Below are 21847 nucleotides of genomic sequence, written 5' to 3' on the forward strand. Positions count from 1 at the left end.
GGCCGATTGCCGGGAACGGCCCGACCCGAACCGGCCTCTTCCTTCCCGCCCACACGCATTGTCAGGATGGAATCAACCCCGACGCTTGAGCAGCGCATGCAGGATGATCGCCCCGAAGGTGGCGGTACCGATGCCACCCAGCGCGAAGCCGCCCAGCTTGAGGGTGAAGTCGCCCGCGCCCAGCACCAGGGTCACGGCCGCCACGATCAGGTTGGTATTGTTGGAGAAATCGACCTTGTTCTCGACCCAGATACGGGCACCGGACACGGTAATGAGACCGAACACCACGATCGATACACCACCCAGCACCGCCCCGGGGATGGTCAGGATCACCGCGCCGAACTTGGGCGAGAAGCCCAGCAGGATGGCGATCACCGCCGCCACCACGAACACCAGGGTGGAGTAGATCTTGGTCACGGCCATCACGCCGATGTTCTCGGCATAGGTGGTCACGCCGGTGCCGCCGACGCTACCCGAAAGCATGGTCGCCAGGCCGTCACCGATGAAGGCACGGCCGATGTAGCGGTCCAGGTTCTGGCCGGTCATGGCCGAGACGGCCTTGATGTGACCCAGGTTCTCGGCCACCAGGATGATCGCTACCGGAGCCAGCAAGGCCATCGCGCCGGCCTGGAACACCGGAGTGGCAAAGTGCGGCACGCCGAACCAGGCGGCATTGGCCACGCTGGCAAAGTCGATCGGCTTGCCCAGACCCATGCCATTGGCCAGCACCGCATACAGCACATAGGCCAGCAGCAGCCCGACCAAAATCAGCAGGCGCTGCAGCATGCCACGCGTAAACACGGCGACGAAGCCCACGCACAGCACGGTGGCCAGTGCCATCCAGCTGTCGAAGCTGCTGCCCGAGACGCCCTTGACCGCGATCGGCGCCAGGTTCAGGCCGATCACCGCCACCACCGCACCGGTCACCACCGGCGGCATCAGCGACTCGATCCAGCGGGTACCGACGCCGGCCACGATCAGGCCGATCACCGCATACACCGCACCGCAGGCGATGATGCCGCCCAGCGCCACGCCCAGGTTGGCATTGGCACCGGAACCGGCATAACCGGTCACCGCAATGACCAGGCCGATGAAGGAAAAACTGGACCCCAGGTAGCTCGGCACCCGGCCGCCCACCAGCAGGAAGAACAGCAGCGTACCGACGCCGGACATCAGGATCGCCAGGTTGGGATCGAAGCCCATGAGCAGCGGCGCCAGCACGGTCGAACCGAACATGGCCACCACGTGCTGCACCCCCATGGCCAGGGTCTGTGGCGCAGGCAGCCGCTCGTCGGCGGCGATCACGGCTCCCTGGCCGTCAGTGGTGCTTTGGCGCAGCCGCCATTGGGGGAAATACGAACCCGACATGGAGATCCCTTTCGTTGTGGATTTGTTTTGATTTTGGATAGATAAAACGGGAGCTAGTGTATTGAGCGCGGCCCCAAATAACAATTGCTGCGGCGCGTGGACGCAAAATAAATCCGTAAAAGATTTCGGCATCCACACGGCTTGCCGCCAGACGGTGCAAAAAACCTGCGCGCACCATGACGACGCCCCAAAACAGGCCGCCGCAGGCCGCGCGTGAAAGCTTTTCAGCCGACCACAAATTCCATTGAACGCCGGCCTCCGGGGAAAATGTGATAATCGTGCGGCCCGCCGACGCACCACGGCGCCGGCGCTCACCCTCGACTACGCACTGCACAATGGAGAACCACATGATCCTGGAACTGGCGGACATCCGCATCCAACCCGGCAAGCAAGCCGAATTCGACGAAGCCATCCAGCGCGGCCTGGCGCAGACCATCAGCAAGGCCACCGGCTATCTCGGCCACAAGGTGCAAAAGGGCGTCGAATCGCCAGAGCGCTACCTGCTCATGGTGTACTGGGCCACCCTGGAAAACCATACCGTGGACTTCCGCGAATCGCCCGCCTTTACCGAATGGCGCGGCATCGTCGGCCCCTTCTTCGCCGGCGCCCCGCAGGTGGAACATTTCTCGCTGCTGACCGAATCGGTCTAAGCCCGCCCCCTGATCGTCGGCAGCACCAGCACCACCGCATTGCCCCCCTCTGCAGCGCCTCCAACCGGGGCGCTGCGGAACGTTTGCGACTCGTCCCGGACTAACCGGGCAGACCCAAGAGCATCAACCCTGCATCAGGCCGTAACCGGGCACAGCGCCCTCTTCGCGGCATATGCCGCCATGACACGAGCACCGGGCAAGACCCGGCGCCAGGAACACCAGGATGACCACTTTGCACCGTCCCGCCCCTCCTCCCCGCCCAGCCTCACCTTCAGCCTCACCCGCGGCCGCCCCCTCTTCCGCCCACGCATTGCGTACCGGTGCCGGCGCCGTCGCCCTGGGCATGCTGCTGACCCTGTCGGGTTGCAACAATTTCAGCGGCGAGGAGCAGCAGCAGGCCGAAGTGGTCGGCGACTTCTACCGCATCCACCTCAAGCACAACGCCCCCGGCCTGCCCTCGGCCGACGAACTCAAGCAGTTCGAACCGCTGGTCAGCCGCTCCCTCTACAACCTGCTGACCCGGGCCGAAGCCGCCGACGCCCGCTACCAGGCCGCCGCCGGCCCGCAGGCGGCCCCCATCGTCGAGGGTGATCTGTTCACCTCGCTCTTCGAGGGCGCCACTTCCTTCGCCGTCCAGTCCTGCGACAGCGAAGCGGATCGCGCCGCCTGCCAGGTGGCCTTCCGCTACCAGCAATCGGGCAGCGACGAATCCTGGAACGACAAGATCCTGCTGGTCCGCGAAAACCGCCAGTGGCGCATCGATGACATCGAATTCATCGGCAACGACCAGTCTTCCCAGCGCGAATACCTCACCGACAACCTCAGCGACGCCATCCAGCAGAGCGAGTAAGGCGTCGCCGCAACAAACGTGGTACCCGCTCCAGAGCGAGCCGGCACGCCTCGCCAGCCCGCTTTGACACAGCATTTGCAGCGAATTGGCGGCCTTTTGGCGATGTATTTCGGGCCTTCCTGCCGAGCCGGGAGGCGTAAGCTTGCCACCGGGAATGCTTGTCGATCTGCTCACGCAATCGTTCACATTCCACTGATGACAAGGTAATAACGAAATAACAGATCAACAGGCCGTCGGCCGCATGCCCCTCTACCATGCACGCGACCACGGCACAGGGAGAATCAGATTGAAGCGGATCGGTACGACACTCTTCGCCGCCGCCAGCCTCTTGCTGGCAGCGTGCACGGCCAATGAAGACGGCAAAGCCAAGGAATTGGTCACGGAGTTCTACCAGGCCCACGCCTCGGCCCGCCCCTCCGGCGCGCTGACGCTGAAGGAACTGATCACCTTCCGCAGCTTCCTGTCGGTGTCGCTGTTCGACCTGCTCAAGGATGTCTCGGTCGCCCAGGAAGCCCGCACCGCCCAGGCGGCCGCCGACCTGGCCGCCGATCCCGATGCCGAGCCGCTGCCGCCCCTGGTACAGGGCGACCTGTTCACCGGCAACCCGAATGGCGCCTCGACCTTCCGAGTGGTTCAGTGCGAAGCCCAGGAACGTGAAGCGACCTGCACGGTGGAACTGATCTTCAGCGATGCCAAGCTGCAATCCCCGGCCAAATGGAGCGACCGCCTGACCCTGACCCGCGACGCCCGCGGCTGGGTGATCGACAACATCCAGTACGCCGGCGGCAACCCGCCCCTGCGCAGCGGCACCCTGCAGGATCTGCTGCGCAAGGTGCTCAAGCGCGATACGCCGGCCTTGCAGTAACGCCGCCATCCAGGCCCTCGGCATCGATCGAGAAAGCCTCGGCAATCCCGCCGGCCTGCGCGCTGATCACGGCGCGCAGGCCACAAGGCTCTATAATCGCGCGATTCCCATAGAAGCCCGCCGCGATGTCCAATCACACCTTACTCTGGCACGACTACGAAACCTTTGGCGCCGTGCCGCGCCGTGACCGTCCTGCGCAGTTCGCCGCCGTGCGCACCGATGCCGAACTCAACGAGATCGGCGAACCCATCATGATCTATTGCAAGCCGGCGCCGGACTACCTGCCCGACCCGGTGTCCTGCCTGATCACCGGCATCACGCCGCAGCACTGCCTGGAGCACGGCATCCCCGAACATGCATTCGCCGCGCAGATCGAAGAGGCCCTGGGCGAGCCCGGCACCATCGGCGTGGGCTACAACACCATCCGCTTCGACGACGAAGTCACCCGCTTCATGTTCTGGCGCAACCTGATCGATCCGTATGCCCGCGAATGGGCCAACGGCTGCGGCCGCTGGGACCTGCTGGATGTGGTGCGCCTGACCTATGCCCTGCGCCCCGATGGCATCCAGTGGCCGACCAAGGAAGACGGCAGCGTCAGCTTCAAGCTGGAACATCTCTCCAAGGCCAATGGCCTGCTGCACGAAGCCGCCCACGACGCCCTCTCCGACGTGCGCGCCACCATCGCGCTGGCGCGCCTGATCCGCCAGCACAACCCGCGCCTGTTCGACTTCGCCCTGGCCCTGCACAAGAAGGAAAAGGCCGCCGCCGAAATCGGCCTGCCGGCGGCCAAGCCCTTCCTGCATGTCTCCGGCATGTTCCCGGTGGCGCAGGGCTGCCTGGCGCTGATGTGGCCGCTGGGCATGCACCCCACCAACAAGAACGAAGTGATCGCCTGGGACCTGGGCTACGACCCCGCCGAACTGGCCGGCCTGGACGCCGCCACCGTGCGCACACGCATGTTCACCCGGCGCGATGACCTGCCGGAGGGCGTAGAGCGCCTGCCGGTCAAGAGCATCCACCTGAACAAGTCGCCCATGGTGGTGGGCAGCCTCAAGACCCTCAGCGCCGAACGTGCCGCCGCCCTGGGCATCGACGTCGACACCGCCCTGCGCCATGCAGAACACGCGGCCGCCCTGCCCGACCTGTCTTCGCTGTGGCGCCAGGTGTACCAGCGCGAGGGCGAAGAGCGGCCTGATGTGGACGAAGACCTCTACGGCGGCTTCATCGGCAACGGTGACCGGCGCCAGCTGACGCAACTGCGCGCCCTGGCTCCAGCCGCCCTGGCCGGGGCCAGCATGTCCTTCGATGATATGCGCCTCAACGAAATCCTGTTCCGCTATCGCGCCCGCAACTTCCCCGAGACCCTGCGTCCTGATGAAGCCCAGCACTGGGAAGAGCATCGCGCTGCCCGCCTGTTCGAAGGCGCCGGTGGCGCGCGCACCATCGCCCAGTTGTTCGAACAGATCGACCAGTTGCAGGAGCAGGCAGACGACGAGCGCACCCAGGATATCCTGGGTGCGCTCTACGACTACGCTGAAATGATCGCGCCGGCCAACCAGTAAGGGCGCCGCCGGCTGGCCGCTTTATTCTGCGGCGGCCTTGCCCTGCGCCTTGAGCTTCATGATGAAGTCGCGCAGGGCCGGTTGTATTTCTTCGAACAGGGGATGCTTGCGGTTCTTCAGCATCACCTCCGAAAACAGTTTCAGCCCCAGCGCCAGCTGCGCGCTGGTGTCGCTGTCGAACTGGCCATTGCCGCGCAGGCGACCAACGATACTGAAGATATCGTCATGGTTGCCGGCCTCGAAACTGATGGGCTCATGCAGCGTCTGCCCCTCCGACGCCGTGGCCAGGTGTTCCAGGGTGATGCGGTAGCGATGTTCCTTCATGTTGCTCTCCTTGCTTGCTTCTTTGGGGCTCAGGCCCGCTCCACCGCCACGGCGGCGCGATCGATGATGTCGATGATGGCATGCAGTTCTTCCTGCTCCAGCTTGCCCTTGGCCAGGCGCGTATGCAGCGCCATGCGGAAGTTCTGGACCGCCCGGCGCAGTTCCGGCGAATCGGCATCCGGCCGTTCCTGGCGGCGCAGTTCGAACTTGCGAAGCACCTGCTGCAGTATCTCGGCGTTTTCCTTCTCTTCCAGATGCGCACGGCCCTCGGTGCTGATGGTGTAGAGCTTCTTGCCGCCCTCCTCGCCCTGCACCGAGGCATGGCCCATTTCTTCCAGCAGGGTCAGGGTCGGGTAGATCACGCCCGGGCTGGGGCTGTAGCCACCGCCCACCAGCTGCTCGATGGCCTTGATCATGTCGTAGCCGTGGCGCGGCTTTTCCTGCAACAGGTGCAGCATCACGATGCGCAATGCGCCCTGCTCGAACATGCGTGCACCGCGACCGCCCCCACCGCCACCCTCGCGGCCACGCGGCCCGTGGTGGCCGCGATGGCCCTCTTCATCAAACAGGCCGCCGCCATGGTGCGGACGGTCGTGGCGCTGATGCATGGGGCCGTGGCCCGGCTGGCCGTGGTGGCCGAATAGATGCTTGAACATGGTATTTCCTTCTTGTCGGTTTGCTAAAGGCAGCGACTGACGCACGCTGCGTGTCGATCGATATAGCCAAGATATATCTTTATTTTGAATATTTCAAGATATATCTTAATCATATTTTTCATTGCATTTGATCAACACATGAAGCAAAAGGCTTCACCGTCAGGCTGGCGACATTGAACGACCGGAAGAAGTGCTATGTTCTCTGCGGGGCAGCCACTGCCCTGCCTACCACGACAACAGGAGACCCCATGACCCCGACCGCCCCCATCGGCCGCTTTCCCATCCCAGAACTCGACGAGCTTCCCGAGGACATCCGCCAGCGCATCCTGACAGTGCAGGAGAAGTCAGGATTCATCCCCAACGTCTTCCTCGTCCTGGCGCACCGCCCGGACGAATTCCGCGCCTTCTTCGCCTATCACGATGCCTTGATGGACAAGCCCGGCAAGCTCACCAAGGCCGAGCGCGAGATGATCGTGGTCGCCACCAGCAATGCCAACCAATGCCAGTACTGCGTGGTGGCGCATGGTGCGATCCTGCGTATCCGCGCCAAGGACCCCTTGCTGGCCGACCAGGTCGCGATCAATTACCGCAAGGCCGACATCAGCCCGCGGCAAAAGGCCATGCTGGATTTCGCCATGAAGGTCTCGGCCAGCGCCTGGGCCGTCAACGAAGAGGATTTCGCCCTGCTCGGGGAACAGGGCTGGGGAGAGGAGGAAGTCTGGGACATCGCGGCCATCGCGGCCTTCTTCGGCATGTCCAACCGGCTGGCCAACGTGACCAGCATGCGTCCCAATGAAGAGTTCTATCTGATGGGGCGAGTACCCCTGCAATGATGTCGCGCAGACGGGCTCAGCGCCGTCCCGCATTCCAGCGCGCCACCTGCTCCAGGCAGGCGCGCAGGTCACCCTGCACCAGTTCGGCGGCATGCGCCAGCATGAGGTTGCGCGGCAGGCCGAAGTCCTCGATCTGCATGCCCTCGCGACAGTAACCGGGCTCGCCCTGCGGCACCTGCGCCAGCAGATCCTGCGCCGGCGTGTTGTAGCACCACACCTTCTTGCCACGCCCGACCGCGTAGCCGATCTCGAAGACCGTGCCCGAATCCGGCTCATGGCCGCGAAAGTCGCGCACGTTGGCCACCACGGCATCGGCCGACTCGATCAGGGCTACGTTGATTTCGTAGATGCGCCGGGCGATCTCGGACTTGCTCTCGCCCTGCACCTCGTCATCGCCCGGGCACAGGGCCAGCAAGCCCAGCTCGCCGCACCATTGCTTGATGCGCGTCTTGTGCGCGGCATAGTCGCGCGCGAAGACATCGGGACCGGCGAGGTAGATGCGGGGCTGTCGGGTCATGGTTCATCCTGTGGCTGTATCCGGAGCCGGCAGCTTACGCGAACTAGGAAACCTCTGCCATGTTCTCGGCCCGGTCGAAGTCGGCCGCAAAATCGTCCACCTGCACGCTGAGGTCCCCATAGTGGGCGAAGGCATCCAGCACTTCCTTCTCCTGCTGCGAGATCAGTCCGCGCTGCAGGACCAGTGCACTCCAGGCCGGCAGTTCACGCAGGCTCTGCGGCATCGGCGGCAGCCGCTCTTCCTTGATCTCCGGCTTGAGCCGCTGCTCCAGTTGCTGCACCACCGGCGCCAGTGCAAAGGCCAGTTCGCCGCAGGCCAGCGGATCACCTTCGCCGGGCACATAGGTATCGGCCACCAGCCGGTCACGGCTTGCACCCGGGGTCTGCATGGCCTTGGCCACCAGTGTGCCGAGCAGGTCCGATGGCTTGCGATAAGGCAGTCCCAGCGGGAAGATCAGCACCCGCAGCAGCAGCGCCACCGGCCGGTTGGGGAAGTTGTGCAAGGTCTCGACGATGGCTTCCTGCGCCCGGTTCAGGGCGTCCTGCACCGACCAGTCCACGTAGGCCTGGTCAGCTTCCTGACGACCTTCGTCCTCGAAGCGTTTCAACACCGCCGACACCAGGTACAACTGCGAGAGCACATCCCCCAGCCGCGCCGAGATACGTTCACGGAACTTGAGCGTACCGCCCAGCACCGCCATGCTGACATCGGTGAGCAAGGCGAAGGCCGAGGACAGGTGGACCACGGCGCGGTAGTAGCGGCGCGTGGCATGCGCCGCCTGGGACGGTGCCGGCAACAGCCAGCCGCCGCTGATGCCACCCACCAGGCTGCGCGCCGCATTGGCGGCCGCGAAGGACAGGTGCGCGAACAGCACGCGGTCGAAGGCCTGCACCGCGCGTTCGCGGTCCTCCTCCGATGCCGCAGCCAGCTCCTGCAGCACATAGGGATGGCAACGGATCGCCCCCTGGCCGAAGATGATCAGGCAGCGCGTCAGGATATTGGCGCCCTCTACCGTGATGGCGATCGGAATCTGCTGGTACACCCGCGCCAGGAAATTGCCCGGCCCCATGCAGATGCCCTTGCCACCGATCACGTCCATGCCGTCATTGACCACCATGCGCCCGCGCTCGGTGACGTGGTACTTGGAGATGGCCGAGATCACCGATGGCTTCTCGCCTGCATCCACCGCCAGTGCCGACAGGCGGCGCGTGGCATCCATCATGTAGAGATGCCCGCCCATGCGCGCCAGCGCTTCCTGCACGCCCTCGAACTTGCCGATCTCGATCTTGAACTGGCGCCGCATGGCGGCATAGGCGCTGGTACCGCGCACCGCCATCTTGGAAAAACCGACGCTGGACGAGGGCAGCGAAATCGCCCGCCCCGCGGCCAGGCATTCCATCAGCATGCGCCAGCCGCGTCCGACCTGGGCCACGCCGCCGATCACCCAATCCATCGGGATGAAGACATCGGTGCCCTCGGTCGGACCATTCTGGAACACCGCATTGAGCGGCCAGTGTCGACGACCGGTGACCACCCCAGGATGGTCGGTGGGAATCAGTGCGCAGGTGATGCCGGGCTCCATCGCATAGCCCAGCAGGCCATGCGGATCGCGCGCCCGGAAGGCCAGGCCCAGCACGGTGGCCACCGGTGCCAGGGTGATGTAGCGCTTGCTCCAGGTGACCCGGAAGCCCAGCGTCTCGCGTCCCTCATACCGGCCCTTGCAGACGATGCCGATATCCGGAATGGCCGCCGCATCCGAACCCGCATAGGGGCTGGTGAGTGCGAAGCAGGGAATCTCCTGTCCCCGTGCCAGGCGCGGCAGGTAGTGATCCTTCTGCGCCTCGGTGCCGTAATGCAGCAGCAATTCGGCCGGCCCCAGCGAATTGGGCACCATCACCGCGATGGCCGCAGCCGAACTGCGCGAGGCCAGCTTCATCACCACCTGCGAATGCATGTAGGCCGAGAACTCCTTGCCGCCGTACTGACGCGGAATGATCATGCCCAGGAAGCCGCGCTCCTTGATGAACTTCCAGGCCTGCTGCGGCAGGTCCTGGGTCTTCACGCTGGTGTCCCAGTCGCTGACCATGGCGCAAAGCTGCTCGACCTCCTGATCGAGGAAAGCCTGCTCCTCCGGTGTCAGGCGCGGCGCCGGCAGCGCGAACAGGCGATCCCAGTCCGGCTTGCCGGAGAACAGCTCGGCATCCCACCAGGTGGTGCCGGCCTCGATGGCATCGCGTTCGGTGTCGGACATGCGCGGCGCCATCATGGCGAACGTGTCAAGCGCAGGACGCGTGATCAGGGACTGCCGCACCGAGCGGATCGCCACCACCAGGGTCGGCGTAAACAACAGGATCGCCAGCAGCACCCGTATCGGCCAGTCGATATCGACCACCGCGCCGCCCAGGAAGATCAGGACCGCCTCGGCCGCCAGCCAGACCCAGGCGCTGGCACGCGCCATCATCAGCGCCAGTGCGCTTGCTATGAAAACAATGAGCCAGATGATCATGTGTCGCCTCCAGTGTTGTTGTGCTTGTTGCGCACGGGGTGCTGCCAGCAGTGCAGCCAGCAGTACAGCGGGCAATGCAGCGTTGCGTGGAGCGATGGGTGCAGCCAGGAATGCCGCTGACGATGCAGCGAGCAAGGCAGCCAGTGTGGCACCGAATGCCGAGCGCGCCAAGCGGGCGTCCCTGCATCCAGTCATCCGACATCCAGCCTGCGCCTTTTTGCACGATACCTTGCCAGCTCATCGGGCGGAATCGGACGGAACCCTCCCAGGCCCGTCAGACAACGCCTGACAAGCCGGCGCCCCATGTCATCCATTACAATCCGGGCATTGCAGACAGGCCCGCAGAGGAACGAATCATGAAATGGGAAGGCAATCGCGAAAGCGACAACGTGGAAGACCGTCGTGGTGAAGGTGGCGGCGGAGGGGGCGGCTTTGGCTTCGGCGGCCGCTCCATCGGCCTGGGCACCGTGGCCGTGGCACTGGTGGCGTCGTACTTCCTGGGCATCAACCCGCTGACCATGCTCAACCTGCTCTCCGGCGGAGGCGGCCCGGTACCGGTGCAGCAACAGGCGCCGGCCCACAAACCCTCGCCCAACGACCAGATGGCGCACTTCGTTTCCACCGTCCTGGCCGACACCGAAGACACCTGGGGCCAGATCTTCGCCGCCAACGGCAAGCAGTATGCGCGGCCCAAGCTGGTGCTGTTTTCCGGCAGCACGCCGACCGCCTGCGGCACCGGCCAGACCGCCACCGGTCCCTTCTATTGCCCGGGCGACCAGAAGGTCTACATCGACCTGTCCTTCTATGAACTGATGAAGCAGCGTTTCAAGGTCTCCGGCAACTTCGCCCAGGCCTATGTGATCGCCCATGAAGTCGGCCACCACGTGCAACACCTGATGGGCATCTCCGACAAGGTCGATGCGGCCCGCCGCAATGCCAGCGAAAAGCAGGCCAATGCCATGTCGGTGCGACTGGAACTGCAGGCCGACTGCTTCGCCGGGGTCTGGGCCTTCCACGCCAACCAGGCGCGCCACATCCTGGAAGAAGGCGATATCGAAGACGCCCTGCACGCCGCCTCCGCCATCGGCGACGACGCCCTGCAGCGTCAGGCGCGCGGCGTGGTGGTGCCGGACTCCTTCACCCACGGCAGTTCGGCCCAGCGCGTGACCTGGTTCAAGCGCGGCATCAACGAAGGCAAGGTCAGCGCCTGCAATACCTTCGCGGCCAAGGAGCTGTGAACCCATCCTGGACGCACATTAGGCGCGCCATACCCGACATCGAACGCAACATCGAACGCAACATCGAACACGACAACACAACGAGGAGACTGAACCCATGACCCTGTCCAACTGGTGCATCCTGATCGCCGGCCTGATGCCGGTGTTCACCATCGCGGTGGCCAAGCGCGGTCGCAAGGACTTCGACAACGCCGAACCGCGTGCCTGGCTGGACCAGCAGACCGGTGTGCGCCGCCGCGCCGACTACGCCCATCGCAACCACTTCGAGGCCTTCCCCTTCTTCGCCGCCGCCGTGCTGGTGGCGCAGCAGGCCGGTGCCGCCCAGGGCCAGATCGACATCGCCAGCGTGGTCTTCATCGCCGCCCGCCTGCTCTATACCCTGTTCTACCTGAACGACAAACCCTCGGCCCGCTCGGCGGTCTGGGCGGTCGGCTACCTGAGCGTGATCGCCCTGTTCGTCATCGCCGCCCGCGCCTGACCGGGAGCCCACCATGAGCCACCCCGCCGCCCAGCAACTGGCCCCCATGCGCGAGGCCCTCACCGCCCTGTGCGAGCAACGCGCCAGCATCGCCACCCTGTGCGCCACCTGGCGCGCCCGCGACGACGTGATGCAAGCCCTGCCACCCCGCTACCAGCAGGTTGCCGAAGACCTGCTGGGCCGCCTCGAAGCCGGCAGCCTCTTCACCGAGGAAAGCTGTTCCTTCAGTCAGAAGGACCTCACCGACAGCCTCGCCACCTGGCTGGACAAAGCCGAGCAGACCCTGTCAGCAAACTGACCCGGCCTGACCTGCTCCACCGGAAGAACTAGTTCTTCCGGTGGGCAGCCTGCCCTTACTGCCTCCCTCTTCTCCCTTCCCCCGCCTCTCCGTCGGACCGATGTTGCCGGCCTGCACCGATCGCTAAGCTGGACCCATCGATCAACATCCGCAGGAGGCTCCATGTCCGACCAGCGCAAGGCCTATGGCGTGCTGGGTTCCAGCACGCTCGCGTTCACCGTCTGCTTCACCATCTGGATGATGTTCGGGGTCATCGGCATCCCCATCAAGAATGCCCTGCACCTGAACGAAACCGAATTCGGCCTGCTCACCGCCACGCCGGTGCTGACCGGCTCCCTGATCCGGGTGCCGCTGGGCATCTGGACCGACCGCTACGGCGGGCGCAGCGTGTTCTTCATCCTGATGCTGTGCACGGTGGTTCCGATCTGGCTGATTTCCTACGCCACCGCCTTCTGGCACTTCCTGGTACTGGGCCTGTTCGTGGGCCTGGCCGGCGGTTCCTTCTCGGTCGGCACGCCCTATGTGGCGCGCTGGTTCAAGAAGGAACGCCAGGGCCTGGCCATGGGCGTGTTCGGCGCCGGCAACTCGGGCGCGGCGGTCAACAAGTTCGTGGCGCCGGTGCTCATCGCCGCCGGTGGCTGGATGCTGGTGCCCAAGGTCTATGCCGCCCTGATGCTGGCCGCAGCCCTGCTGTTCTGGCTGGGCTCGTCGACCGACCCGGCGCACCAGGTCAAGTCCGACACCGGCTTCATGGACCAGGTGCGCATGCTCAAGGACCCCAGGGTCTGGCGCTATTGCCAGTACTACTCGGTGGTCTTCGGCGGCTATGTCGGCCTGAGCCTGTGGATGGTCAAGTACTACGTCACCGAATACGGATTCGACATCAAGACCGCCGCCCTGCTGGCGGCCTGCTTCTCGCTGCCGGGCGGCGTGCTGCGCGCCGTGGGCGGCTGGCTCTCCGACAAGTACGGTGCCTACCAGGTCACCTGGTGGGTGATGTGGGTGTGCTGGGTGGCCTTCTTCCTGCTGTCTTATCCACAGACCGATTTCGCCATCCAGACCGTGGGCGGCACAAGGACCTTCCACATCGGCCTGAACCCGGTGCTCTTCACGGCGCTGCTGATGGTGGTCGGCGTGGCCATGGCGGTGGGCAAGGCCTCGGTCTTCAAGTTCATCTCCGACGACTACAGCGGCAACATCGGCGCGGTCTCCGGCATCGTCGGCCTGGCCGGCGGGCTGGGCGGCTTCATCCTGCCGATCCTGTTCGGCGTGGTGCTGGACCTCACGGGCGTACGCAGCTCCTGCTTCATGCTGCTCTACGGCACGGTCTGCATCTCGCTGGTGTGGATGCACTTCCAGTTCCGCCGCGAAGGCCTGCAAGCGCCACGCAAGGCCCTGGCGGCCGACTGATCCCTTCCCATTTCAAGGACACCTCATGAACCACGTACTCACGCGCTGGGAGCCGGAAAACCCGGACTTCTGGCGCAAGCAAGGCGAGCAGGTCGCCAACCGCAATCTCTGGATCTCCATCCCCTGCCTGATGCTGGCCTTCGCAGTCTGGATGCTGTGGAGTGTAGTGGCCGCCAACCTAGACAAGGCCGGCTTTCACTTCAGCAAGGACCAGTTGTTCTTCCTGACGGCCTTGCCCGCCCTCTCGGGCGCCACGCTGCGCATCTTCTATTCCTTCCTGGTGCCGGTGTTCGGCGGGCGCCGCTGGACCGCCATTTCCACCGCCAGCCTGCTGATCCCCGCCATCGGCATGGGCCTGGCCCTGCGCGACCCCGGCACCAGCTACTCCACCCTGCTGGGCCTGGCCTTGCTGTGCGGGCTGGGCGGCGGCAATTTCAGTTCCAGCATGGCCAACATCAGCTTCTTCTTCCCCAAGGCGCGCAAAGGCTACGCCACCGGCATGAATGCCGGTATCGGCAACCTGGGCGTCTCGGTGGTGCAGCTGGTTACGCCGCTGGTGATTTCCTCGGCCGTGTTCGCCACCTCCATCGCCGGCCAGGGAGTGCTCTTCCATGATCCCAAGAGCGGCCTGGACAGCAGCTACTGGCTGGCCAATGCCGGCTTCATCTGGGTCCCCTTCATCGTCGCCGCCACCCTGGCAGCCTGGTTCGGCATGAACGACATCGCCTCTGCCCAGGCGTCGCTGGCCGACCAGGCGGTGATCTTCAAGCGCAAGCACAACTGGCTGATGTGCTGGCTGTATGTCGGCACCTTCGGCTCCTTCATCGGTTTTTCGGCGGCATTTGCAATGTTGATCAAGGCCCAGTTCCCGGAGGTGGAAGTCGCCCGCTTCGCCTTCCTCGGCCCGCTGGCCGGTGCCCTGGCGCGGCCGCTGGGCGGCATGATCTCGGACCGCATCGGCGGCGCGCGCGTCACGCTGTGGGTGTTCCTGGCCATGGGGCTGACCATCCTGCTGGGCATCCTGCCGGCCCTGCATACGCACCAGTTCACGCTGTTCCTGGCCTCCTTCATCGGCATGTTCATCCTCACCGGACTGGGCAATGGCTCGACCTTCTGCATGATTCCCATCATCTTCCAGACCGATCGCGAGCGCGCTGCCGCGGGACAAGGCGAGGCAGCGCAACAGCAGGCCCGCCTGGATGCGGGCAAGGAATCGGCGGCCGTACTGGGTTTCTCCGGCGCCATCGGCGCCTATGGCGGCTTCTTCATCCCGCAGAGCTTCGGCACGTCGATCAGGATGACCGGCGCGCCGGACATGGCGATGTTCGTCTTCGTCGGCTTCTATGCCAGCTGCATGCTCATCACCTGGTGGTACTACGCCCGCAAGGGCGCGCCCATGCCCTGTTGAAATGGCCCTAGTTCTTTCGAACTAGCCCGCCTCCACCACCTGGATGGCTGCCCTGACCAAGCCGGTGAATAGGCAGGGACGGGGCGCCTGCCTACACTTTCCAACCATCAAGACTGCCCATATCGAAAACGCAGGTGGGGTACTCACCCACGCAACCGAGGATTCACGATGAGTCATTTTCTGGACCGATTGAAGTTCATGTCGCGGGTGAAGTCCACCTTCGCCGATGGCCATGGCGCCGTAGTCGACGAAGACCGCCAATGGGAAAACGCCTACCGCAGCCGCTGGCAGCACGACAAGGTGGTGCGCTCCACACACGGGGTCAACTGCACCGGGTCCTGCTCCTGGAAGGTCTACGTCAAGAATGGCCTGATCACCTGGGAAACCCAGCAGACCGACTACCCCCGCACCCGTCCCGACCTGCCCAACCACGAGCCGCGCGGCTGCCCGCGTGGCGCCTCCTATAGCTGGTACGTCTACTCCGCCCAGCGGGTGAAGTACCCGATGATCCGCGGCCGTCTCATGCAACTGTGGCAGGAGGCGCGCCGCACGCTGGGCCCGGTCGAGGCCTGGGCCGCCATCACCAGCGACCCCGCCCGTGCAAAAAGCTACAAGTCGGTGCGCGGCCAGGGTGGCTTCGTGCGGGCCGACTGGGATACTGCCAACGAAATCATCGCCGCCGCCAATGCCTACACCATCAAGCAGTACGGCCCGGACCGGGTGATCGGCTTCTCGCCCATCCCGGCCATGTCGATGGTGTCGTACGCGGCCGGCGCCCGTTACCTGAGCCTCATCGGCGGCGTGGCCCTGTCCTTCTACGACTGGTACTGCGACCTGCCGCCCGCCAGCCCGCAGATCTGGGGCGAGCAGACCGACGTGCCGGAATCGGCCGACTGGTACAACTCTACCTACCTGATGGTATGGGGCTCCAACGTGCCGCAGACCCGCACCCCCGACGCCCACTTCTACACCGAGGTGCGCTACAAGGGAACCAAGACCGTGGCGGTGTCCTCGGACTTCGGCGAGATGGTCAAGTTCGGCGACATCTGGCTGGCCCCGCGCCAGGGCACCGATGCCGCGCTGGCCATGGCCATGGGCCATGTGATCCTCAAGGAATTCCACCTGCAGCGCCCCTCGCCCTACTTCCGCCACTACGTCCGGCAATACACCGACCTGCCCATGCTGGTACGACTGGTGGAACGCGAGGGCCGCTACCTGCCGGAGCACCTGCTGCGCGCCTCGCAGATGCCCGGCCAGCTGGAAGAAGCCAACAACGCCGACTGGAAGACCCTGGCCATCGATGCCACCACCGGCCAGATCGTCGCGCCCAACGGTTCCATCGGCTACCGCTGGGGCGAAGGCCAGGTCAACGACGGCGCCAAGCTGGGCCGCTGGAACCTGGAAAGCCGGGACGGTCATTCCGGTCGCGAGATCGATCCGCTGCTCTCGCTGGTGGACCAGCACGACGAGGTGGTCGCGGTCGCCTTCAACTACTTCGGCGGGGACGATGCCGAGCAATTGCAGACGCGCCGCGTGCCGGTACGCCACGTGCGCCTGGCCAACGGCAGCACCGCACTGGTGGCCACCGTGCACGACCTGATGATGGCCAACTATGGCGTGGACCAGGGTCTGGGCGGCCAGATTGCGCAGTCCTATGACGACGACATTCCCTACACGCCGGCGTGGCAGGAGAAGCACACCGGCGTCAAGCGCGAGCTGGTGATCCAGGTGGCACGCGAGTTCGCGCAGAACGCCCACGACACCGAGGGCAAGAGCATGGTCATCGTCGGCGCCGCGCTCAATCACTGGTACCACAACGACATGATCTATCGCGGCATCATCAACCTGCTGATGATGTGCGGTTGCGTGGGCAAGTCCGGCGGTGGCTGGGCGCACTACGTGGGACAGGAAAAGCTGCGCCCGCAGTTCGGCTGGGCGCCGCTGGCCTTCGCCACCGACTGGGTGCGCCCGCCCCGGCAGATGAACGGCACCAGCTTCTTCTACGCCCACACCAGCCAGTGGCGTCACGAAAAGCTGGGCCTGGACGAGATCGTCGCCCCCACCGCCGACAAGGACAAGCTGGCCGGCATGAGCATGATCGACATGAACGCACGCTCCGAACGCATGGGCTGGCTGCCCTCGGCCCCGCAGCTGGAAACCAATCCGCTGGACGTGTGCGACGCCGCCCAGGCACTGGGCCAGACCCCGCAGGACTACCTGAAGGCAGCCCTGAAGTCCGGCACCGTCAACATGAGCTGCGACGACCCCGACAACCCGAAGAACTTCCCGCGCAACATGTTCGTCTGGCGCTCCAACATCCTGGGCAGTTCCGGCAAGGGCCACGAGTATTTCCTGAAATACCTGCTGGGGACCCAGCACGCGCTGTTCGACGACGCCGGGCAGGCCATCCGCCCGACCGAGGTCAAGTACCGGGAAGAGGCTGCCGAGGGCAAGCTGGACCTGCTGGTGACGCTGGACTTCCGCATGAGCACCACCTGCCTGTATGCCGACATCGTGCTGCCCACCGCCACCTGGTACGAGAAGGATGACCTCAACACCTCGGACATGCATCCCTTCATCCATCCGCTGTCGGAAGCGGTGCAACCGCTGTGGGAGAGCAAGACCGACTGGGAAATCTACAAGGGCATCGCCAGCAAGTTCAGCCAGATCGGTGGCGAATACCTCGGCACCCGCAGCGACATCGTGCTGCAGCCGCTGATGCACGACACCCCGGCCGAACTGGGCCAGCCCTTCGAACCGAAGGACTGGAAGAAGGGCGAATGCGACCTCATCCCCGGCAAGACCGCCCCCAGTTTCATGGTGGTGGAACGCAACTACCGCGACATCTACAAGAAGTTCACCTCGGTCGGCCCGCTGCTGGACAAGCTGGGCAACGGCGGCAAGGGCATCAACTGGAACACCGAACATGAGGTGGGCGAACTGGGCGCACTGAACAGGCGCGTCACCGAGCCCGGCGTCAGCCAGGGCCGCCCACGGCTGGACAGCGCCATCGATGCCTGCGAGATGATCCTCAGCTTCGCTCCCGAAACCAACGGCCATGTCTCGGTCAAGGCCTGGGAAGCACTGGGCAAGATCACCGGGCGCGACCATACCCACCTGGCGCGGGGCCGCGAGCATGACAAGATCCGTTTCCGCGACGTCCAGGCGCAGCCGCGCAAGATCATCTCGGCGCCGACCTGGTCGGGCCTCGAGTCAGAAGAGGTCAGCTATAACGCCGGCTATACCAATGTGCATGAACTCATTCCCTGGCGCACCCTGAGCGGCCGCCAGCAGTTCTACCAGGACCACCGCTGGATGCTGGATTTCGGTGAAGGCCTGTGCGTCTACAAACCGGCGGTCGATACCAAGACGGTAGCGCCCATGCTCGGGCGGCACCCCAATGGCGAGAAGGAGATCGTGCTCAACTTCCTCACGCCGCACCAGAAGTGGGGCATCCACTCCACCTACTCAGACAACCTGCGCATGCTCACCTTGAGTCGCGGCGGGCCGCATGTCTGGATTTCGGAAGACGACGCCAAGTCCGCAGGACTGGTGGACAACGACTGGGTCGAAGTCTTCAACAGCAACGGCACCCTGACCGCGCGCGTGGTGGTGAGCCAGCGCATCCCGGGCGGCATCTGCCTGATGTACCACGCCCAGGAAAAGATCGTGAACACCCCCGGCGCGCAGTTGAGCGGCAAGCGCGGCGGCATCCACAACTCGGTCACGCGGGCGGTGCTGAAGCCAACCCACATGATCGGCGGCTATGCGCAACTGGCCTATGGCTTCAACTACTACGGCACCGTCGGCAGCAATCGCGACGAGTTCATCATCCTGCGCAAGATGAACAAGGTCGACTGGCTCGACGGCAGCCTGCAAGAAAGGACGGCATCATGAGAATTCGCGCACAAGTGGGCATGGTGCTCAACCTGGACAAGTGCATCGGCTGCCACACCTGCTCGGTGACCTGCAAGAACGTCTGGACCAGCCGCGACGGCGTGGAATACGCCTGGTTCAACAATGTCGAGACCAAGCCCGGCATCGGCTATCCGAAGCAATGGGAGAACCAGCAGAAGTGGCAAGGCGGCTGGACCCGCACCGCCGCCGGCCAGCTGGAACCGCGCCAGGGCGGCCGCCTGCGCATCCTGGCCAACCTGTTCGCCAATCCCAACCTGCCGGCCATCGACGACTACTACGAGCCCTTCACCTACGATTACGAACACCTGCAGAAGGCGCCCCTGATGCAGACCCCGCCCACGGCACGGCCGATCTCGGTGCTGACCGGCAAGAAGATGGACAAGATCACCTGGGGGCCGAACTGGGAAGACGATCTCGGCGGCGAGTTCAGCGCCCGTAGCCAGGATGCGCTGTTCGAGGGCGTGCAGAAAGAGATGCACAGCAGCTTCGAATCGACCTTCATGATGTATCTGCCGCGCCTGTGCGAACACTGCCTGAACCCGGCCTGCGTGGCGTCCTGCCCCTCGGGCTCGATCTACAAGCGCGAGGATGACGGCATCGTGCTCGTGGACCAGGACAAGTGCCGTGGCTGGCGCATGTGCATCTCCGGTTGTCCGTACAAGAAGATCTACTACAACTGGAGCTCCGGCAAGGCCGAGAAATGCACCTTCTGCTATCCCCGCATCGAGGCCGGCCAGCCCACCGTGTGCTCGGAAACCTGCGTCGGGCGCATCCGCTACCTGGGCGTGCTGCTGTATGACGCCGACCGCATCGAGGCGGCAGCCTCGGTGGCCGACGAGCAGGCGCTCTACCAGGCCCAGCTGGACTGCTTCCTCGACCCGCACGACCCGGCCGTGATCGCCGAGGCGCGCCGCCAGGGCATCGCCGAGAGCTGGCTGGAATCGGCACGCCGCTCGCCGGTGTACAAGATGGCCATGCAATGGAAGATCGCCTTCCCCCTGCATCCGGAATACCGCACCCTGCCCATGGTCTGGTACATCCCGCCGCTGTCGCCGATCCAGAAGGCGGCCGAAGCCGGCCACATGGGGATGGACGGCATCATCCCCGACGTCAAATCGCTGCGCATCCCGCTGCGCTATCTCGCCAACCTGCTGACCGCCGGCCAGGAAGCGCCCATCCTCAACGCCCTGCAACGCCTCTTGGCCATGCGTGCCTACAAGCGCGCCCAGACGGTGCACGGCCGGCAGGAAGAAGCGCTGTTGCAGCAGGTCGGCCTGCAGGCCGACGAGGTCGAGGACATGTACCAGACCCTGGCCATCGCCAACTACGAAGACCGTTTCGTGGTGCCGTCCTCGCACAAGGAAATGGTGGAAGACAGCTTCAACGACAAGGGCAGTTGCGGCTTCAGCTTCGGCAACGGTTGTTCCGGCGGCGTCTCCGGCGGCAGCCTGTTCGGCAAGAAGCCGCAAGGCAGCGTGATCTTCGTGGACATGCCCAAGTCGCGCAAGAAGTCCCCCGTCACCGAATGAATGGAGCCCCTGTCATGACTTCCCACGTCAATCACGCGGCCGGCAGCGGCACGATCTACCGCGTCGTCTCGGCGCTGATGAGTTATCCCCAGCCCGAACTGATCGCAGCACTGCCCGAGATCGAACAGGCCCTGCAGGGCGAGGCGGCGCTAGCGGAGGCCTTGCCGGCGCTGCAACCGTTGCTGCACCACCTGCAATCCGTCCCGCTGCTCACCCTGCAGGAAAACTACGTCGATACCTTCGACCGCAGTGCCGCGCTGTCGCTGCACCTGTTCGAACACATCCACGGCGAAAGCCGCGACCGCGGCCAGGCCATGGTCGATCTGCTGGAGGAATACCGCAGCCAGGGCCTGGAGCCGGCCACCAGCGAGTTGCCGGACTATGTGCCGCTGTTCCTGGAATTCCTGAGCCTGCTGTCGCAGGACAGGGCCGCCCTGCTGCTGGGCGAGGCGATCCATGTGCTGGCCGCCATCGGCCAGCGCCTGCAGCGCCGGGACAGCCCCTACGCCGCGCCCTTGCTGTTGCTGACCCGGCTCACCGAGGTCGTGCCACGCGAACAGGACGATCCACCGGTGCGCGACATGGACGAGGCCATGGAAGTCTTCGGTCCCGGTGCCGACGGCGTGGAACCCCTGCTCAAACCCGGGCCGGGCGGCGTGCAGCCGTTGCATTTCCATCCCCGGCAGCATGCCCGCTCCGCCGTACCGTCCGCCACCCAATCCGCTCCCGGGAGACCAGCATGAGCTACCTGCATCAATTCCTCTACGGCATCTACCCCTACATCGCCCTGGCAGTGTTCCTGCTGGGGAGCCTGCTGCGCTTCGAGCGCGAGCAGTACACCTGGAAGAGTGACTCCTCGCAACTGCTGCATGCCGGTCACCTGCGACTGGGCAATATCCTGTTCCACGTCGGCGTGCTGGGACTGTTCTTCGGCCATCTGGTGGGCTTGCTCACACCGGTGGCGGTATGGGATGCCGTGGGCGTGAGCCACGCTTTCAAGCAACTGGTCGCCATGGCGGCCGGCGGCGTGTTCGGCACGCTCTGCCTGCTGGGGCTGGCGATCCTGATCCATCGCCGCCTGACGGACGCGCGCATCGCCGCCGTCACCCGCCCCTCAGACAAGCTCCTGCTGCTGTGGCTGCTGGTCACGCTGTGCCTGGGCCTGTCCACCATCGCCGAGTCGGCCCAGCACCGCGACGGCCACATGATGGTGTTGCTGATGACCTGGGCGCAGCACATCGTCACCTTCCGGGGCGACGCCGCCGGCTTCATCGAAGGCGCGCCGCTGCTGTTCAAGGCGCACCTGTTCATGGGGCTGACCCTGTTCGTGATCTTCCCCTTCACGCGGCTGGTGCATGTGTGGAGCGGCTTTGCCTCCATCACCTACCTGAGCCGGGCCTGGCAACTGGTGCGGCCGCGTTGAGCGAGGAGAACCAG

The 21847-nt window shown here is 64.9% G+C and carries 20 protein-coding genes; 14 read left to right on the forward strand and 6 right to left on the reverse strand.

Features of this window, described 5'->3' with window-relative positions; genetic code table 11:
* Positions 1-72: 72 nt before the first annotated feature.
* Both HWE04_RS08515 and HWE04_RS08520 read right to left on the reverse strand, forming a co-directional pair.
* A complete protein-coding gene (locus HWE04_RS08515) occupies positions 73-1368 on the reverse strand; it encodes a solute carrier family 23 protein (protein ID WP_241812117.1) in 1296 nt (431 codons plus the stop codon).
* Positions 1319-1717: a hypothetical protein gene (locus HWE04_RS08520; RefSeq protein WP_241812118.1), complete on the reverse strand. Its 399-nt coding sequence runs from the start codon at positions 1715-1717 to the stop codon at positions 1319-1321. The genes HWE04_RS08515 and HWE04_RS08520 overlap by 50 nt, the downstream gene beginning before the upstream one ends.
* On the opposite strand from HWE04_RS08520, the gene HWE04_RS08525 reads away from it, so the two are divergent.
* The 4 genes from HWE04_RS08525 (at position 1716) to sbcB (ending at position 5295) form a co-directional block, all read left to right on the forward strand.
* Positions 1716-2018 (forward strand): antibiotic biosynthesis monooxygenase family protein, encoded by a 303-nt coding sequence (locus HWE04_RS08525; protein ID WP_006464306.1) that lies wholly within the window; start codon positions 1716-1718, stop codon positions 2016-2018. The genes HWE04_RS08520 and HWE04_RS08525 overlap by 2 nt on opposite strands.
* A gap of 223 nt (positions 2019-2241) precedes the next feature.
* On the forward strand, positions 2242-2868 hold the full coding sequence (locus HWE04_RS08530) for a DUF3828 domain-containing protein (protein ID WP_241812119.1): 627 nt from the start codon (positions 2242-2244) through the stop codon (positions 2866-2868).
* A 286-nt stretch (positions 2869-3154) separates the two neighbouring features.
* Positions 3155-3733 carry a hypothetical protein gene (locus HWE04_RS08535; protein ID WP_241812120.1) on the forward strand — a complete coding sequence of 193 codons (579 nt, stop codon included), beginning with the start codon at positions 3155-3157 and terminating at the stop codon, positions 3731-3733.
* Between the two features lie 125 nt (positions 3734-3858).
* Positions 3859-5295, forward strand: coding sequence for an exodeoxyribonuclease I (gene sbcB, locus HWE04_RS08540; protein WP_241812121.1), 1437 nt, complete (start codon positions 3859-3861; stop codon positions 5293-5295).
* Positions 5296-5316: 21 nt separating this feature from the next.
* Here sbcB and HWE04_RS08545 read toward each other — a convergent pair whose 3' ends face one another.
* On the reverse strand, positions 5317-5619 hold the full coding sequence (locus tag HWE04_RS08545) for a DUF3861 domain-containing protein (RefSeq protein ID WP_006464302.1): 303 nt from the start codon (positions 5617-5619) through the stop codon (positions 5317-5319).
* 29 nt (positions 5620-5648) lie between these two features.
* Entirely contained in the window at positions 5649-6275 is a 627-nt protein-coding gene (locus HWE04_RS08550; RefSeq protein ID WP_241812122.1) for a PadR family transcriptional regulator, read from the reverse strand.
* 248 nt (positions 6276-6523) lie between these two features.
* Between HWE04_RS08550 and HWE04_RS08555 the strand changes: the two genes are divergently transcribed.
* Positions 6524-7108, forward strand: a complete 585-nt coding sequence (locus HWE04_RS08555) for a peroxidase-related enzyme (protein WP_241812123.1) — start codon at positions 6524-6526, stop codon at positions 7106-7108.
* 16 nt (positions 7109-7124) lie between these two features.
* On the opposite strand, the gene HWE04_RS08560 is transcribed toward HWE04_RS08555, so the two are convergent.
* Positions 7125-7625: a nucleoside 2-deoxyribosyltransferase gene (locus HWE04_RS08560; protein ID WP_241812124.1), complete on the reverse strand. Its 501-nt coding sequence runs from the start codon at positions 7623-7625 to the stop codon at positions 7125-7127.
* Positions 7626-7668: 43 nt separating this feature from the next.
* Positions 7669-10131, reverse strand: a complete 2463-nt coding sequence (locus HWE04_RS08565) for an acyl-CoA dehydrogenase (RefSeq protein WP_241812125.1) — start codon at positions 10129-10131, stop codon at positions 7669-7671.
* Positions 10132-10487: 356 nt separating this feature from the next.
* Here HWE04_RS08565 and ypfJ point away from each other — a divergent pair, with 356 nt between their 5' ends.
* The 9 genes from ypfJ to narI all read left to right on the forward strand — a co-directional run bounded on the left by ypfJ (position 10488) and on the right by narI (position 21833).
* Positions 10488-11369, forward strand: coding sequence for a KPN_02809 family neutral zinc metallopeptidase (gene ypfJ / locus HWE04_RS08570; RefSeq protein WP_241812126.1), 882 nt, complete (start codon positions 10488-10490; stop codon positions 11367-11369).
* A 97-nt stretch (positions 11370-11466) separates the two neighbouring features.
* Positions 11467-11847 (forward strand): MAPEG family protein, encoded by a 381-nt coding sequence (locus tag HWE04_RS08575; RefSeq protein WP_006464296.1) that lies wholly within the window; start codon positions 11467-11469, stop codon positions 11845-11847.
* Positions 11848-11860: 13 nt separating this feature from the next.
* Positions 11861-12145 (forward strand): hypothetical protein, encoded by a 285-nt coding sequence (locus HWE04_RS08580; RefSeq protein WP_102662307.1) that lies wholly within the window; start codon positions 11861-11863, stop codon positions 12143-12145.
* 162 nt (positions 12146-12307) lie between these two features.
* A complete protein-coding gene (locus HWE04_RS08585; protein ID WP_102662306.1) occupies positions 12308-13555 on the forward strand; it encodes an MFS transporter in 1248 nt (415 codons plus the stop codon).
* 25 nt (positions 13556-13580) lie between these two features.
* Positions 13581-14963 carry a NarK family nitrate/nitrite MFS transporter gene (locus HWE04_RS08590; protein WP_241812127.1) on the forward strand — a complete coding sequence of 461 codons (1383 nt, stop codon included), beginning with the start codon at positions 13581-13583 and terminating at the stop codon, positions 14961-14963.
* 168 nt (positions 14964-15131) lie between these two features.
* On the forward strand, positions 15132-18860 hold the full coding sequence (locus HWE04_RS08595) for a nitrate reductase subunit alpha (protein WP_241812128.1): 3729 nt from the start codon (positions 15132-15134) through the stop codon (positions 18858-18860).
* Positions 18857-20410, forward strand: coding sequence for a nitrate reductase subunit beta (gene narH, locus HWE04_RS08600; protein ID WP_241812129.1), 1554 nt, complete (start codon positions 18857-18859; stop codon positions 20408-20410). Before HWE04_RS08595 ends, narH begins: the two co-directional genes overlap by 4 nt.
* 14 nt (positions 20411-20424) lie before the next feature.
* A complete protein-coding gene (narJ, locus tag HWE04_RS08605; protein ID WP_241812130.1) occupies positions 20425-21153 on the forward strand; it encodes a nitrate reductase molybdenum cofactor assembly chaperone in 729 nt (242 codons plus the stop codon).
* Positions 21150-21833 (forward strand): respiratory nitrate reductase subunit gamma, encoded by a 684-nt coding sequence (gene narI, locus HWE04_RS08610; RefSeq protein ID WP_241812131.1) that lies wholly within the window; start codon positions 21150-21152, stop codon positions 21831-21833. Before narJ ends, narI begins: the two co-directional genes overlap by 4 nt.
* Positions 21834-21847: the final 14 nt, after the last annotated feature.

Origin of the sequence: Herbaspirillum sp. C7C2 (assembly GCF_022627865.1) — a bacterium.
Classification (GTDB): Bacteria; Pseudomonadota; Gammaproteobacteria; order Burkholderiales; family Burkholderiaceae_D; genus Herbaspirillum; species Herbaspirillum frisingense.